Source organism: Rhodovulum bhavnagarense (genome assembly GCF_004343505.1).
GTDB classification, from domain to species: domain Bacteria; phylum Pseudomonadota; class Alphaproteobacteria; order Rhodobacterales; family Rhodobacteraceae; genus Rhodovulum; species Rhodovulum bhavnagarense.
This window is the reverse complement of the sequence record NZ_SLXU01000012.1, coordinates 45749-61792: the sequence shown is the minus strand read 5'-3', so window position 1 is coordinate 61792 and position 16044 is coordinate 45749. Positions and strand designations below refer to the sequence as shown.

The window sequence follows — 16044 nt, the reverse complement described above, 5'->3', positions numbered from 1 at the left end:
GGTGCGCGGCGCACGGATCCGTCATCAACTCTGGGCCCGTCAAGCATGCTCCGCGATGATCCCTCGTGTCGTCTGAACCGCTGCTGCCAGTTCGACACTGTCAGAAGCCCGAAGACCGAGCCCTGCAAGATCGAAGGACAGCTGATCTGATCCCGCGCGACCCGCAGCGGCCCGTGCAGCCCTCCCTCGCGCCCGGCTCGGCGGCGCAGGCTTGGGATCGAGCAGCTCTTGCGAGGGAGCTTGAGCCGCTTGGGGCAGTGCATTTGCCCCAGGCCCCTGAGCCCCTGCAGCCGCCCGCACCGCCTGCAATTCCTGCTTCAACTTCTCCACCGTCTCGCGCGTCTCGGTCATCTGCCGATCGCGCCGCAGTCCGTCTTCATCAGGGTACGGGAAACTCCCCGCCTGACCGGCATGCAGGACCTTCAACGCCGGGTCCTCGAAATACTTGATCCGGCGCGCCCGGATCGGCATCTGTGCATCGATCACGAGGATCACCTCGTCGAGGTCCATCCGGCGGGCCTGGTCCTCGGTCAGGAGCGGCGTGTCCTCGGTCCGCTCAGAGACGCTGCGCCCCTCGAAGGGGTTGCGCCCGACCGCGCGGGACCGGGTCACCACACGCTTGGTGGTCTTGCCGACAGCCTGGCTCAGCTCCTCGATTGTCTTCTGCTCGGACGGGGTGAGGTAGAGCTTCACGCCTGCGCCGCCCTGCAGCGACCGGCGGGTGTTTTCGCCATAGATCTCGTCCAGCGCGGGGATGGTCTGGGTCACTATGGCAAGGTTGCCGCCGAAGGAGCGGAGCGTCTTGATACTCTCGGCGACGATCGGCATCTTCCCGAGCCGGTCGAATTCGTCGAGCATGATCATGACCGGCCAAGGTTCGTCGTCCCCAGGCTCCTGCGCCTGCAGCGAGGCGATCAGGTCCGAGAAGAAGAGCCGGATCAGCGGGGCAAGCGGTCGGATCATCTCGGACTCGACAACGAGATAGATCGCGTGGGGGCGGCGCCGAATGTCTCGGAAGGAGAAGTCCGAGGTCGCGGTGGCAGCGTCAATCGCGCGGTTGTCCCAGGTGTCGAGACCCGAGGTCATCAGGAGCGACAGGTAGGAGGTCAGCGTGTCATTGTTGGTCGAGGCCATGCGCTCGAAGATCAGCTTGGCGGAGCTGTTCTCTACCTCCTGGGCGCGCTTGAGGTATTCCTTCTGCTTGTCGCCGCCCGAGGCGGTGATCCGGTAGATCTCGCCAATGGTCGGCACCCCGCGCTCGAAAGCCAGAAGGCCGGCCGCGACGAAGAGATCGATGCCCCCGGCCAGGAGCCCACTCAGCTTTTCGTTGTCGGTCTGCAGGAAGAGCTTGGCGGTCAGCTTCAACTCCATCTGCTGCCGGTCAGGGTTGGTCATAGCTGCGATACGCGCCAGCGGATTGTAGCGGTGGGTCGGCCGATCCCAGTCGGTCGGCGCGAAGCGGAAGACCTTGTCGCCCATGCTGGCGCGAAATCGCGAGGTCTCGCGGAAGTTCTCCCCCTTCACGTCGAGCACCACGGCCGAGCCCTTGTAAGTGAGCAAGTTCGGGATCACGAAGCCCACGCCCTTGCCCCGACCCGTGGGCGCCACGATCAGTGCGTGCGGGAAGGTCTTCGAGACAAGGAAGGGGCGCTTCGATTTCGGAGCGCCGAGCTTGCCGAGAAGGAAGCCGCCGCCCGGCTTGGCGAAGAAGCCATTGCGCTTCATCTCGCCCCGGGTCTGCCAATGCGTCGTGCCGAAGCGGGTCAGCGCCTCGCCCAGAAGCGTGATGCTGAGCAGAAACGCCGCCAGACCAAACACAGCAAGGATCAGGTTTACCCAGACAAAGTCGCGCGGGGCGCTGGACCCCAAGGCGCGGTATTCCCGTGCAAGCAAGGTGAAATCGATGCGCTCGGTCGACAGCCCATATCGCAGGATGAGATACCCCGTGGCCACGACATAGCCGATGGCGAGGCCGACCAGCGTCAGGCTCAGGATGCCGCCCGCGATCTTGCCCTTATCCATGGGTGATCCCCTTTTCGCCATGGGTCGCCGCGTGACGCGCGCGCTGCGCCTCGATCTGTTCCTCGGCGAGGGCATCCAGCACCCGCTCCATGGCAGGGCCGTGAGCCGTCACCTCGCTGCTTTCCAGATAGGCCTTCGCAAGCTCCAACTGCCGCAGCGGGTGCTCGGTGAACCTTTCCAGTGCATCTGCATGGCCCGCACGTAGGGCGATCACCGCGTTCGGTGTGAGGTTACGGTCGATCTGGGCGGCGAGGCGCTGCCCATCGGTCTCGGTGAGCGGCTTCACGTCATCGGCTTCGGCCCGCTGCAGGAAGGTCAGCACATCCGGGGCAGTCTCGGCCATGAAGCGCCGTTCGGCATAGTCCTGCCGGGCCTTGTCCTCGATGTCGAAGCTCCGCTCGCTGATATAGGCGCGTGAGGCGCCCATGGCGCGCAGCTGGTTGATCTCGTTCTGCACGGCTGCCCCGAACTCGTCATCCGGCATTTCCGCGCGGTAGCGGGCGAGGGTGCGCGCGTCTTCCGTGATGGGCCCAAGATCATCCGAAGGATGGCGCAGGGCCAGGTCCATATCGCCCGCGTGGAGCCTGCGGTCCTTTTCATCGACGGCGAATTCCTGCGGTTTGCGACTGTCGGTGATCTTGTCCCAGGCCATCGAGGCCAGCTCGGCATGATCGGGCGATCGCTGCGCGAAGGCGTTGAAGGCGGCGCGGGCTTCTTCCACCTCGACAGCACCGGCCCGGCGCACACTTGGGTCGTCCGAGAAGGGATGGTCGAAGTCCGTCCGGCGGAACTGAGCGACGAGCTCCTGGAAATCCCGGCGCTCCGACGGGGCGAAAATGTCGGGCTCGCCCGCCGCGCGCTCGCGCTCCGGCAGCGTCACACGCTCTGCCAAGGCAACCGGATCATCCTTGGTGTCATCCACCTCCTCGACGGCCCGCAAGATGCGCGCATCGGTCAGCGTGTCGCCCAAGCGGACATGGACGGCTTCCAGCCGGTCCAGCGCTTCCTCGCGGTCATCGCCCTTGTCCAGATCGAGATCGCCCGTTTTGGCGATGGCGCGCAGATCCTGCGCCAGCCATTGCCGTTCGAGCGCGGCATTGCCTGCACCCTCGCGCATGCGGGCGGCCACGGCTTCGGGATCGATGCCCGTGCCCTGCAGGGCCTCGCTGAGGCGTGCCTTCACCGCATCGTCGTCGAGGCGCCCCATCTGGTCTTCGCGCATATTGGCCCGCGTATAGACCCCGTCCCGGGATGGCGCGTCGAGGAGCGCGGCCGAGCGGTCCCCGAGCGGATTGAGATGCGCGACGGAGGCCAGCACATCGGTGAGTTTGCGCTCGATCTCCGGCCGCTCGGATGCGGGTGCCCGATCGATCGCGGCTTCGATCTGACGGATGTTCTGGGAAAACTCGGTGATCAGCGTGTCGAACGCTGTTTCGTCTTGGGACATGTAGATGGCTCCGTCAGATTGGACCTGGCCGCCACTGGCAAGGATGGTGCTGGCCCGCTCGAGGGCCTCGGCCACGTCATCGAAGTTCGACCGGGACGCCTCGACCGCCAGACCCCGGTGGGTCAGCGCGTTGCGCGCCACCGTCTGCAGGGCTGCGGCGAGATCAGCGCCTGTGCGCTGGCGCTCGACCGGCGGCCGGCTCTCGTCACGGGCCTTGTAGACCTCGTCGATCTCGGCGCGGTAGGTCGTGACGCCTCGGTCAAGACGCCGTGTCGCCTCGAGCCGGATCCCGTGGACCTGCGCCGCGTCAACCATCGCCGCCCGAAAGGCGTCGTAGTTGAAGTGGTGATCCTTCCCGAGAAAGAACATTTCGCCATCCTTGCTGCGGCGGTTCAGAACGATATGCGCATGTGGATGCGCGCGATCTTGGTGTATTGCAGCAATATAGTCGAATTGCGACCCCTCGCCTTGAAAGAACTTCTCACAGACGGATTCCGTGATCGCGCGGACCTCCTCGCCGCTGGTGCCGACGGGAAAGGCCATCAGAAGATGCGAGGTGTGGCCGAGTTTCGGACTGTGCCGCTCGCCCCATTGGTTCTCGAAGCGCCGCACGACCCGGTCGATCTCGGCCTCTGTCAGGGCCTTCTTCCCATCATGTGTGCCGCGGCTGTCGAGGATATGGCTCGACTTGGTGGTGAGGTAGGTCAGCTGGGCCTTCAGCTGCGCGCCGGTATGGCACCCACCCTTGGAGATCGGCTTGAAGATGGCAGGCGAGTAGCCGCGCGCAGCCCGGACCATCTGGGCATTCCTGGCGAGCCCCTGCCAGCTGCCAGAGACCCGGCTCCAATCGCGATCGAAGAGGGCGGGGCTGACGCCGCGCGCCTCACTTCGCGCCATGTTCGGCCACCTGCTCCGCTTCCTGCCGCGCCAGACCGGCGAGGGCCCTGGAGACTTCGAGGTCCAGTTCACGGCGGCGCGCGCGGAACATCTCCTGGATCTGGTCGGCCATGTCGAAGACGAGCACGGCGAGATCGCGGATCTCGGCATGGCTGGCGGGCGTATAGGGCAGCCGCTCGCCCTTGAGCTTTGCCTCGTTCAGGCGGCGCGCAACCTGGTTCACGTTGTTGCCGACCCGGTTCAGCGCCGCGCTCATCCCTTTCAGTTCATCTGTCATGCCGTCGTCCGGGCGCAGAAGATCGTCCGCGGCCAGCATCAGGCAGCGCATCGCGTCTGACCGATGCGCGATCCCACGCCGCGCGAGAGCTGCGTCGAAGCCGCGAAGGTCGCGGTCGGTGACCCGCATGGTCAGCACACGGGTGCGGCTGTCGTTGGCGGAGACGGCGGAACGACCCCGGCTCAGCACGTTGTAGATCGTCTTGGGTGAGACCTTCAGCGTCGCACTGATCGCACTGACCGAGACGCCTTTCGCCCGTTCCCGGACGATCTGACGGCGCTCCTGATCGGTCAGTCTGCGACTGCTGCCCATGTGAAGTATACGTTCCTATTTCTTGCCACCTTCGTACAAGCCCTCCTTCTCCCAGCACAAGCGGAGAAGGCAGCAAGGGCTTGTACTCAATGTAGAAAATCGGACTCGAGGGCCGATTTGATGTCCTTTGGCAAATGCAGCGCGCAAGGCGCTCAATGCAACGCGTCCCGCGTTGCCTGCACCACGCATCGCGTCCTTTGGACTGCGTTTTGCGCGCTTTACAGCACGGCTTCTGGCAGGTGTCAGATGGCCCGTGCTCCCCGCATCGCGCATGGTGCGGAATGCATCACGTCCCATGCGACATGCATCGAGTTCCCTGCGTCGCGCGCTATGGCCCATGTCGCCTGTCGCGCGTCATCTGGGGACCGCATCGAGCAGACGGGAGGACGCCAGGTGTCGCGTGCAGCGTGTCGTCCGCCCCCTGCGCGACGCACCATGCGCCCCGAGTTCCGCCTACCGCCGCCCGCATCCCGTCTTCTGCTTGACGCCGTCGCACACGGAGGTTAGCGACGCAGAACCATCTTTGTCGCGTTTCACCATTCTTGCGAGAGGTCCGCCCCTATGCCGAACGACAATCTCGTGGTGATCGCCGCGATGGCCCGGAAAGGGGGGAGTGGCAAGACCACGCTCTCGCGCGCCCTGATCAGCGCTGCCGTTGCCGCTGGCCGTCGCGTTCTTCTGATCGATACCGACAGCACCGGCGTGCTTGGCGCCTGGCACAAGCGGGCTGAAGCCGCGGGGCTGGGATCGCCGCTCCTGCGTTCGGCGACCGTCGAGAGCGTGGGGGCCGTGGATCGCCGGATCGAGCAGGTCTATGCGGCTGAATCGGCGGATTTCATCTTCATCGATACAGCCGGCGTCGGGGCCGAGTGGTCGGACGGGATCGCTGTTCTGGCCGATCACATCGTGACACCGGTGATGCTCTCGACCTCGGATCTCGATGTCGGCGCGCAGACCGCCGAGTGGTTCGAAAAGCTCCGCGCCCGCGTCGATGACCCCGAAAGCCTACCGCAGCACCACGTCGTTCTGAACATGGTCGACCCAAAAACCACGCGCGCCGATGCCGCCCTCATCAAGGCGGCAATCGCGCGGTTCCCGGTGGTCGAGACCGTGATGATGCGTAGGAATGTCTACAAGGAGATGGACGAAAAGGGCCTCCTGCACGCTGTGGCGCTGCAGAAGCAGGCCGATCCGAACCCCCTCATGCGCCCCCATGTGCGCCATGTGGTCGAGGCGCTCGAAGAGGCGACTGACATCCTCAACAACATCCTCGCGGCGTGAGGATGGGGCGGTGAGGAAGAAGATCCCGACAATCACGCGGCCCGACCCGGCTTATGCCGCATCCCTGCGGCCAGAGGTGGGAGAAGACCCGGGAAGGGAAGAGGTGCGGCTCGCGGAGGTGATGCCAGAACCTGCGAGTGTGGAACCAGCGCCAATGCGAGATGACGTCGCCGAGCGTCCAAGCAAAGCGCCTACGTCCGCGTCTCAGCTCAGCCAGGAGACGGGCGCGAGGACGGCGCCTGCGATCATGTCATCACCAACCCGAACGCGACGCGGTCCGGAGACGCGTAAGATAGACATCCGGGTGAATGCACTGGAACGGCAGGAGGAGGCCTTGATCGATTGCGGCGTCGATCCTGCCCATGTCATCCGCGCCGCCCTGCGCCGCGCGGTCAAGAACTGGGAGCTCGGCTCCGAGTTCGTCCCACCGTCTGAAGAGCAGCGCACGCGGATCACCGAATGGCGCGCGCGCACCTCGCTGGCAGTCGATGCCCCGGCGCTGAATGCCCTCCTGCGCGCGCATGACCCCCTTGATGTGCTAAGCAAGTGGGCCCTGGTCCGCGGTCAAATCGAGCCGCGCGTCTGGGCAGAGATCGACATACTCCTGGACGAGATCGCCGTTCGCGCTGCAGCGCAGAATGCAGAAAAGGATACGCCAGAAACCTGTCTATAAAGACAACTTGTCCTTTTGTCGGTGGGTTCTTGCCGAGGCCGCCGACTTCATCTTGCAGTTGCAGAAACCCATCCCTAAGACGTTCAAAACGATATTGCGGCCTCGTTGTTAACAAGTCCTGAGGTCAGTTTGAGAGGAGCACATCGTGACCATTTTACCGCGGCTTACGGCCGAACCGATCATGCGCATCCTCTGCAAGAAGACCGACACACTGGTGGGCTACCTGTACCAATGGAACAATGGCGACTTGCAACCTGCCTGGCTCAACGATGCCATGCCCGACGTGCGCTACGAGCCGATGGTCGAGGCCGCCTGACAGGCGCAAAGGCCTAGCCCTTTGAGGGATCCTGCGGGTGTGTCCGCCGGTTCAAGCATCTGGCATGATGCATAGATCGCGCTTCCATAAATCAGAATTTGGCGCTATTTTGAGTTATAGGAAAGGAACCTATAGCTCATGCGCTGGAACTGGACGCAACCTGACTGGCCGAATTTCCGCTATGACAGCATTGCCGTCGAACCTCTCGAACGGCGGTTCCTGCTGTCATCCGGCGAGATCCTTGGCGCCGTCCGCCATGTGACCGACGACGAGCGCGACCGCCTGCGCATCGAGCTGCTGAGCGAAGAGGCGATGCGGACGAGCGCCATCGAAGGCGAGGTGCTGGACAGGGCCAGCGTGCAATCCTCCCTGCGCCGTCAGTTCGGCTTGACCGCCGACGGCGCACCGTCAAGGCCGCGCGAACAGGGCGTCGCGGAGATGATGGTGGACGTCTACTCGACCCACGCCGCGCCTCTAACCCACGAGACCCTCAGCCGCTGGCACGGGATGCTGCTGTCCCATGACCGCGGCCTCGAGACCATCGGGGCCTATCGGCGGCATTCCGATGCGATGCAGATCGTCTCTGGTCGCATCGACCGACCGACGGTGCATTTCGAAGCGCCGCCCTCCGCGCAGGTCCAAAGGGAGATGGACGTGTTCGTCGACTGGTTCAACCGAACGGCGCCAGACGGTCCAACGCCCCTGCCGGCTCTGACCCGCGCGGCGCTTGGGCACCTCTGGTTCGAAAGCATCCATCCCTTCGAGGACGGCAATGGTCGCCTCGGCCGCGCCTTGGCAGAAAAGTCCCTTGCCCAGAACATCGGCCATCCGAGCCTGATCGCGCTAGCCTACACGATCGAACGGGACCGAAAAGCCTACTGCGACCAGCTCGAGATCCACCAGAAGACACTGGACGTCACCGGCTGGCTGCTCTGGTTCGCCGAGATCATTCTGAAGGCCCAACAGACGACACTTGACCGTGTCGGCTTCTTCATCGCCAAGGCGAAATTCTACGACCAATTCCGTGATCGGCTGAACGAGCGACAAGCCAAGGTGATCGAGCGCATGTTCCGCGAGGGGCCGGACGGATTCAAAGGCGGCCTCAGCGCCGAAAACTACATCGCCATCACCGGCACATCGCGTGCGACCACAACCCGGGACCTGCAGGATCTGGTGGAAATGGGGGCGCTGAACCGGACCGGAGAGCGGCGGCATACGCGGTATTGGCTGACGATCTGAATCAATATGAGTTTTGAAGGGCTTAAATTCGGAAGGCTTCATTAAATCAATCACCTCAAGGCCTGAAGCCCTGCAAATGATATTATACCGATTTTCAATACGGTAGTTTCAAACCGGCCTTAATAATTGCGTGGGCCACCTCATTGAATGGTATATTTGAGATTGAATCTCGAAATAGATGCCGAAGTTCTAGCTCGAACTTTACCTGATCAACGTACCTCTCATCTTCCTCAATCATGTATACCGACTTTTCCATTAGAACGGTAACTCGTCCGTCAGACTGGTGATTAAAAATGGACACTTCACCCGTACGCAAGTCAACCTTTGTGCGCTCCGAAAGCCTTGGCAGAGCGCTGGTGGCGAAGTCCGGGTAAAGGAGTGCTGTCAGCTTCCGAGACGCGAGGTGGACGCGATATATCGTGGTGCCGTCCAGAGTGCCCGCAAGTGTTTGTGCGATGCCGATGTATGTGCGCAGTCGCGGTGTCAGCTTTGGCAGGTCGCGGGCGTGGACCTGGTATTTGTCGCCTGACAGGTGCCCAACGCCGGCAATTGCATGGGCGTGCGCCTCCTCCGCAAGGGCAGCCATATCGCCGGCGTCAAAGAGCATGCGTCGGCCGACCCCCTCTGCCGCGGATAGCGAGCCGAAGAACGCACGGATATCGCGTTGCAAATCAGGCGATAGCCGACGGTACGGGGCACGACCGGAGAAGGCGCCGAGGGCAAAGAAGCGACCGACTTTGTCGGCGCGATCAGCAGTGGCGGTAGCCATTTCGTCTATCGGGATGGCCGATAGCGCATCGGCTATCGCCGCTTTTATCGACAAGCGCCCGTCCGCTAAGCGCATTTGCAGATCTGGGGGTATTTCATCTGCATGAGGGACGCGGCCCATCGTCAGCAAAAGGTCTATGAGATCGTTCCTTACCGAAGCGAGTACTTCTTGGCGACAGGACGGCCCTGACGCTAGGTTCGACGGCTGGCGGGGCACCGACAGGATCGGTCGACACCCCCCCACTCCCATCTGTCGGCGCGATAGAACGCGTTGTTCGAGCTCTTCATCACGGAACACAAAGAAGATGCCCGGACCAGCTGCTATGGGCGTCATATCCAGCGTTTCGAGCAGAAGGCTCCGCAGTTCCACCTGAGTGTAGTAGCGCTGGAAGGTGCCACGAGAGGAAAGGAAGCCATCGCCATGCGGCCGGTGGCCTGAAACATCGCCCTTGCCGACCAACATGACTGCAACGGCCAAGCAACGCTCGGCAAGATCGAATGCTTTGCGCAGTACGTCGCACCGTTCGGCTGGGTCTTCAACCACATTGAGGACGAAGCCGAGGTTAACGATATCCCGCGGCGCGAGCACACTTCGATCTGGCGCGAAGTGAGGATCCCAGCCGACTGCATCAATCCCGGCGGCCCTGAGCGCGCGCACGTCGTCGCCGCGGCCGCAGCCGTAGTCGAGAACGCTGATTCCGTCCTCTAGAAGCCCCGCAGCGTTGAGCGCGGCCATCGGAGCGGACAGGCTGTTCCGTCCAATCGCTGTCCTGTGTCTGGCGACGGGTGGCATCACGCCACCAAATGGGCTATCCGCTCCCTCAGCAGTCATCGAAACTACCTCGGGTGGTCCGGGAGGCAACGACGCGGTGATCGCGCACCTCGATTCCTGCTTCGGCCAACGCCGCCTCCCAGGCGTGTTGCCGCCCACGCCGCGTCATGTCAACGAAGAGGCCTCGCCGCTCAAGCTCCCGCGTCAGCGCCAAATAGACATCGCGTCCGGGGGCGTCGGGAGCCAGCAGTAGTTCCTTGCGATGGAGGATCGGCGGATTAGTCTGGTAGCGACGGACGGTCACCACTCCAGTCCCAAGATCGACACGGTGGCTTTGGCGCAGCGCAGGAAAGGCGTGCTCCGCGAAATCCTCGTAGTTCAGAAGTGATACGGCGCGGTAATCCGCCAGATCAATCTTCGCCACGTTCCAGTTGCCCTTTGGAACGTGCTCGGCAGCGGCAGCGATCGGCCTCGACTGTTCCAGAAGAAGACAGTCCATAGCAGATTGGTGCACATAGAGCGCACCGCCAACCCGCTTCCCTATGCTAGACCCATCTATCTCCATTCATGACCCTCTCGCTCGGTGCGACACCGGGCGCCAAGCGATTATTAGCTGAGTCGGGATGCCCAATAACTCTTTGCGGCGGCGGCAAGCCGATGCATATCCTCTGTTTCGGCGAAGGGCACCTGCACCACGAAGAAGTTCTGCCCTGGTGGTAGCTGCTGATTAGCAAGAACGCAGGCGAGATGACCCTTGCCCAAGAGCTTTTCGGCGCCGCCGACCCCGAGAACCATCCGTGAGCCAGTACTATTCTGCACCTTCAGGCAAAGGCGGTTACCCATGTTGTCCCTAAGCCGCCCTGGTACAGCCTCCGCGTCGGCGCGCTGTGTGATCAAGGTCAGGTGAATACCCGCTGCACGCGCCTTCATTCCGAGATTGGCCACGGAGGAGAGTACGACTTCCTGATACTCCTTCTCCTGTGCCATCCATGCGCCTAGCTCATCATGCACCAGAAAGATCCGTGACATCCGCTGCTGAGGCGTGACTTTGCGGTTGTATTCCGTGATGTTGGCAGCACCGACTGCGGCGAATTTGTCGTAGCGGGCGTCCATCTGGACCACGAGATCTTGGAGGATCGTCTGCGCGTCGCTCACCTCGGTGACAATCGGCACCTTCATCTGCGGAGCGCCTTCCAACCAAGTGAAGTCCACTCCCTTCTTCGGGTCAACCACGATCAGCTCGGCTTTTTCGGGATCGTTGAAGGCAATGAGCTGCAGCAGAATCCCTTGCGTCAGGATCCCCTTACCGCTGCCGGTCTCACCCGCGATCAGAGTGTGCGGACCGTGCGCGTCGTACCCAGCGAAGGACTCGGAAAGGTTCAAATACAACAACCGGTCCTCATCTTCACGCGCTCCGAGGATGAAGGAGGTGGCCTGGCCGGGGTCACGATCAGGCCAGTGGGCACTTAGCCAGGTCGAGGCAAGCGGTACGCGAGCCCTCGTCTCCCGCGTTACGAAGACTGAGATACGGCCGCGTCCGGGCCGTACATCTGCAACCTCGATGCCATATGTCGTCAGCAATTCGCTTGTGCGCTTCTCGATCTTGTCGACAGTCAGCGAGGGATGGCCGCGGAAAGCGATTAGCGCGCCGTTGGGCGTTAGCCTCGGCTTGGGGTCCGCAAACTCGGCCTGCATGCCAAAATGGCTTAGTGCACGCTGGGTTTCCATCGCCATTCGATCGGCCCAAGCGAGGGAATCAGCATCGGTGATCGCTCCGCCCTCGGTTGCCGCCATATCGCGTAGGACTTCGAAGACTGGAGGCGGTAGGAAACGCGGCGGCTCTGGCACCGGCTCCGCATTTGCTGCATCTTCTTGTGCTTCAACCGGTTCCGCACCGGTAGTATCGGCGGAGCCACCCGTCTCCGTCGTACTCCGCGTCACCTCCGGGTTTTCGTCCGACAGTTCCTCCGGGGCCGTGGAGCCTTCCTCTAGAACTACAGTGGTGTCCGCAAGCGGTTTCAGGCTAGGCTTCGGGGCATCGCCTTCACAATACCAGTCGATGTCGCCGAGACCTTCGCGCTGAGGAACCTCTCCGCCCACAGTGTGCTGCAGTGTCTGACGAATAGCCGGGGTGGTTAGAACATGGTGGCGAAGAAATGGTCGATCCGGATCCGCCTCGCACCGCCAGACCGGACCATGATCGTCGTGCATGCACACCACGGCTTCGCCACTTATATGAAACGATACTTCGCCTGTGCTCAAGGCGTTGAAGAACGCGGCACGTTGGACGGGATTGGGAAGCCGCTCCGTCACCCCGTCCCGATTAACGAGGAGATCGGCCAATCTTGCGCAGGCCGCCGCCCGCGAGATGGCGTCATCGTTGTCGATGAACAGACGGACAAGACGGTCCACTGTGTCCTGGACCTGCTGTTGCGCTTCCCGGATCGTGGCTAGTTCGGACGTTTTCTCAACAAACTTTGCTTCGCCCACCTGCAGGAACACTCGGAACTTCGCATTGTCATAATCGATAGTGACGGCGATGGCATCGGCAACCCGCCCCTTCTCGGACATGAACCAGCCACGGTAATCGTCGAGAGAGATCCAGATTGGGTCGTCATCCACTGTGCTCTTCAGCGCACCCTCCATCCAAGCGCGCATCACGGCGAGGCCGATCATTTCACGTGAGGCGTTGGTGTATCGGGCCGCCGATAGGACCTTCTGGCCCGAGATCCGCAGCACGTCGCGGATGACTACCCCCGCGAGCTTCTCCGCATCCGGCGCTGTGATGCCGCAAGCATCGATGAGATCATCGCGGACGTTTCGCTTAAGCCGATCATCCACCTTGCCAGCGCTTACGATCACCCGGCCGTCCGCCCCCGGGACCGAGATGTCGCTGATAATCTGAACGCCGCTGCGCTCGAACAGGGTTCGGCTGGCCACCTTATCATAGGTGATCACCCATTCTGCCAATTGGTGTGCACGACGGATCAGATCGACCACCTTGGCGTCAGCAAATTGTGCCTGCCGGATGAGCACCCCGTGAAACCCGCCAGGCAAGAAGCCTTTCGCCAGTTCGTAGAGTAGGTCCTGGTACTGCCCTACAGCGCGAGGCGGCCTCGGTAGTGTGAGGTAGATTCCCACGCCTGAAGCATCGGTCTCAGTCATCCGGCGCCGAGGTCGCCGAGCCATGCCGGGATCAAAGGGGGCGGGAAGATCCTGTGAGCCGCCAGCCTCCTCCACCCAGACCGGATCGGCATGGTGGCTGATGACATCGTGTAGGAAGACCAAATCGAGTTCCCGCACCTCACTATCCACGCCTTCCGCGGCACGGTTTGAGCGCACATCGACCCGCAGCCTCGACAGAAACCCGCGCGCCGTCTCGCTAATATTCTCTGCTCCCAAGCGGAGGTTTTGATTTCGATATATTTTGCGCATGCGATCCTGATCACGGTGCGTGATTACGAGGTCGCAGCGCAGGTCTGACCTCCGTTGCAGACGCTTGGCCATCTCCCGCGCAACCTCGCGCGGCAGAGTCTGGCTTTCCGAGTCGAAGATTGCCGCCGAAAGGTTGGTAGCCTCATGGGGGTGAACCTCGAGGTACTGGTCGACGCCCTCCATGAACTTCACTGCAGCCGATGGCGCGGAAGCTTCGAGCGCCTCTTGGTTGCGGGCTACGCAGTCTGCAGGAACCATCAGGCTGTAACCGCCAAGATCCTCGACCGCGATCATCGTCATTTCGCGAGCAAAAACGACCTCGGGAAAAACCCAGCGGGAGCGAGCGAGCCTCCGCTCTTGAAAGGCACCGGAGAGATCGGCGCTGCGGGCCGGGCCGGACGTCAGTACGGCCTCCACAAAAGAGGAAAGCTCAATTATCTTCGCTCGCCGCTCGGCCAACCGAAGGGGGTGCCAAGCGGCCAGAATAGCCATATAATCGGCACCGTCGGAGGCCACCACGCCGATACCGGCGACAAGCGCACGAATATCCCGTCCCGCCCGGCCCGTGGTCGCGGGCAAACGACATGTGCGGCATAGGATTCCATAGGCCTCGGCCTGCTCTTCGAGGATGCTCGATGCGAAGGCCGCACCCGGGTTCTCCGACAATTGCTTCACCGCCCTACGATACGAAATGTCGAAGGCTTCGGTGGCCGCCATCACGGCCGTCGCGGTTTCGCTGTCCAGTGTTCGGTTACGTTCAAGCTCTTGCAGCCGTGAACGAAGATCTCCAAGCAGATCCTCCTGTGGCCGGACAACCAAATCGAAGGTGCGTCCCTGCTGGCCTTGGGCTACATCGCTGAAGGAATACCGGTCGTATAGGCTCGTAGAGGAGAGGCGCGTGTTCTCCCCGCTCGAGCGCGGCGCGAAGTTCAGCGGTCGGAACACGCTGTCGCCCGCCTCGGCCGCCTTGGCTAGGGCGTCGAGATCCTCGATCAGGGCGAGGCTGATAGGTTCATCCTTGGGTGACTTTCCGGGTTGCCACGTCGTCTTGACCCGGGGTGCCTGCTTGGGGGGATTGCGAAGACCGCCCAGGTCGGTCAAATCCTCGGCCTCTACCAGATACAGTTCAAGGTCGATCTTCCGCGCTTCGTTGCCGCCGGCATCCCCGGTACCCTGGTACTTCTCGGCTGCGGCCAAGTCCCAAACTACATTTGGCCCGAAGAGCGCCTTCAAGGCCCTCAGCTCAAAGTTGAACAGCCGATGAATATCTGGATCAAGCCCCTCCCAGAAGAGGGCCTTGTCGTGCTGTGTGGCACGAACGAGGACCCGCGGCTCAGTCATGTCCACCAGCGCCGCGTCGCCTGCAATTATGAGTGCCTCGAAACCCTCGGCAAAGGCAGACAAAAGATCGTGCCCAATGACCTCCTTTGAAAACAGTCGCTTCTGCCAAGGCTTGAAGAGCTTGACGTCACGGCCCAGGCGCTCCTGCCAACGATTAAAGAACTCCACTTCGACGTCGCGTGGCTCGCGTGGTGTGGTGTTGGTCAGGCTGTCGAGAAGGTCCCGATCTTCTTTGGTGACATCGTGGCCGTAGTTGCCTTCGATGAAGCGCAGGGTGCGCTTGCCGAGGCTTTCCGTAGAGGAACTCCGCTTGCCCCCAAACACGCTGGCCCCGACGCGTTCCCAGGAAACCTTGCGGCAGAACGCTTCCTGGCTTGGCCGCCACCCGCCAGGAAGGATCATATCTGCGTCGTCCAAGAGAGCTCGAACAGCGTCGAGAGCCTCAATCACCTCAGGCTCGTTGTCATGCTGGAACTCGTCCACCCGTGCACGCACAGCTACGACATCAACGCGCTCGTGCTTGGGCGTCATGAGAGTGGCGTAGACCCCGGCCTCGAGGCGGGCATCGCGAAATGCTGCAGAGAAGTCCCGCGCACGCGCCTTCGGGTTACCTTCCGGCTTGAAGGCTGGAAGCTTGACGATGCCGTCTTTTGGAATCCGTAGAGCCGGCATCGCATTCCTGATGCGAACATCGACTTTATAGGCAAAAGCCTGATCGACTATGGCACATATGAAATCGACCCACATTTGAAGGTCGAGGCACACTTCCCGTGCGTCGCGGAGTCCTTCGAGTGCGGCCCGAAGGTAGCTGTTCGCCTCTCCTGTCTCTCTCAGTTCCGCGACCCATGCTGGGATTTGGTCAATTATTCTGGGTTCGTCGATGCGGGAGATCGGGCCAAGTCCGGCGCCGATGCCCTCACGTTCGGCGTCAGGCGGCGCGAAGACGATGACTTCGGCGGCATCATTGTGGCGCCAATGGACAGCGGATTCCTCGGACAGATAATCCTCATCGACCTGCATACCCGGTGCGGCCTTGGGGTTCATCTTCAGAAGGACGCTCCTGCCATGTAAATCTTCAGGCTTGTTGCGAGCGATCCCCTCAAGCGCCTCGGCCTTCAAACCAGCGAGCATGAAGGTGACACGCTGCCCAGCCGCCGCGTTGTCTACGGCGCTCAGCACAATCCCCCAGACGACGCGAGCGATTAGATCGCCTCTCCTGGCGTCAGGGGCGGAAACCTCGGAAAGCTTTGTTGATAAATTCATC

At 62.2% G+C, this 16044-nt stretch carries 10 protein-coding genes; 4 read left to right on the top strand and 6 right to left on the bottom strand.

The genetic code is table 11. The annotated features are described in order from the left end of the window. Window positions 1–39: 39 nt before the first annotated feature. The 3 genes from EV663_RS11650 to EV663_RS11640 all read right to left on the bottom strand — a co-directional run bounded on the left by EV663_RS11650 (window position 40) and on the right by EV663_RS11640 (window position 4955). Entirely contained in the window at window positions 40–2022 is a 1983-nt protein-coding gene (locus EV663_RS11650; protein WP_132952038.1) for a type IV secretory system conjugative DNA transfer family protein, read from the bottom strand. Then, window positions 2015–4267 (bottom strand): relaxase/mobilization nuclease domain-containing protein, encoded by a 2253-nt coding sequence (locus EV663_RS11645; protein ID WP_243697951.1) that lies wholly within the window; start codon window positions 4265–4267, stop codon window positions 2015–2017. Before EV663_RS11645 ends, EV663_RS11650 begins: the two co-directional genes overlap by 8 nt. A gap of 85 nt (window positions 4268–4352) precedes the next feature. Continuing rightward, window positions 4353–4955, bottom strand: coding sequence for a helix-turn-helix domain-containing protein (locus EV663_RS11640; protein WP_132952035.1), 603 nt, complete (start codon window positions 4953–4955; stop codon window positions 4353–4355). Between the two features lie 561 nt (window positions 4956–5516). Between EV663_RS11640 and EV663_RS11635 the strand changes: the two genes are divergently transcribed. From EV663_RS11635 to EV663_RS11625, 4 genes are all read left to right on the top strand, one after another. After that, window positions 5517–6236: a ParA family protein gene (locus tag EV663_RS11635; protein ID WP_132952033.1), complete on the top strand. Its 720-nt coding sequence runs from the start codon at window positions 5517–5519 to the stop codon at window positions 6234–6236. 304 nt (window positions 6237–6540) lie between these two features. Then, window positions 6541–6909, top strand: coding sequence for a hypothetical protein (locus EV663_RS15870; RefSeq protein WP_243697950.1), 369 nt, complete (start codon window positions 6541–6543; stop codon window positions 6907–6909). A 145-nt stretch (window positions 6910–7054) separates the two neighbouring features. Then, window positions 7055–7225 (top strand): hypothetical protein, encoded by a 171-nt coding sequence (locus EV663_RS15645; RefSeq protein WP_165910185.1) that lies wholly within the window; start codon window positions 7055–7057, stop codon window positions 7223–7225. 138 nt (window positions 7226–7363) lie between these two features. Next, on the top strand, window positions 7364–8464 hold the full coding sequence (locus tag EV663_RS11625; RefSeq protein WP_132952029.1) for a Fic family protein: 1101 nt from the start codon (window positions 7364–7366) through the stop codon (window positions 8462–8464). Window positions 8465–8558: 94 nt separating this feature from the next. On the opposite strand, the gene EV663_RS11620 is transcribed toward EV663_RS11625, so the two are convergent. The 3 genes from EV663_RS11620 to EV663_RS11610 form a co-directional block, all read right to left on the bottom strand. Then, on the bottom strand, window positions 8559–10025 hold the full coding sequence (locus EV663_RS11620) for a DNA phosphorothioation-associated putative methyltransferase (protein WP_279432543.1): 1467 nt from the start codon (window positions 10023–10025) through the stop codon (window positions 8559–8561). A 28-nt stretch (window positions 10026–10053) separates the two neighbouring features. Further along, window positions 10054–10503 carry a class I SAM-dependent methyltransferase gene (locus EV663_RS11615; protein ID WP_132952026.1) on the bottom strand — a complete coding sequence of 150 codons (450 nt, stop codon included), beginning with the start codon at window positions 10501–10503 and terminating at the stop codon, window positions 10054–10056. Window positions 10504–10613: 110 nt separating this feature from the next. Continuing rightward, window positions 10614–16043, bottom strand: a complete 5430-nt coding sequence (locus EV663_RS11610) for an FtsK/SpoIIIE domain-containing protein (protein WP_132952024.1) — start codon at window positions 16041–16043, stop codon at window positions 10614–10616. Window position 16044 lies beyond the last annotated feature (1 nt).

Excerpts from the sequence above, each read along its gene's own strand:
- EV663_RS11620 (WP_279432543.1), bottom strand. The coding sequence starts at position 10,025 with ATGCCACCCGTCGCCAGACACAGGACAGCGATTGGACGGAACAGCCTG.
- EV663_RS11640 (WP_132952035.1), bottom strand. The coding sequence starts at position 4,955 with ATGGGCAGCAGTCGCAGACTGACCGATCAGGAGCGCCGTCAGATCGTC.
- EV663_RS11635 (WP_132952033.1), top strand. The coding sequence starts at position 5,517 with ATGCCGAACGACAATCTCGTGGTGATCGCCGCGATGGCCCGGAAAGGG.
- EV663_RS11645 (WP_243697951.1), bottom strand. The coding sequence starts at position 4,267 with ATGGTCCGGGCTGCGCGCGGCTACTCGCCTGCCATCTTCAAGCCGATC.
- EV663_RS11615 (WP_132952026.1), bottom strand. The coding sequence starts at position 10,503 with ATGGACTGTCTTCTTCTGGAACAGTCGAGGCCGATCGCTGCCGCTGCC.
- EV663_RS11625 (WP_132952029.1), top strand. The coding sequence starts at position 7,364 with ATGCGCTGGAACTGGACGCAACCTGACTGGCCGAATTTCCGCTATGAC.
- EV663_RS11610 (WP_132952024.1), bottom strand. The coding sequence starts at position 16,043 with ATGAATTTATCAACAAAGCTTTCCGAGGTTTCCGCCCCTGACGCCAGG.
- EV663_RS11650 (WP_132952038.1), bottom strand. The coding sequence starts at position 2,022 with ATGGATAAGGGCAAGATCGCGGGCGGCATCCTGAGCCTGACGCTGGTC.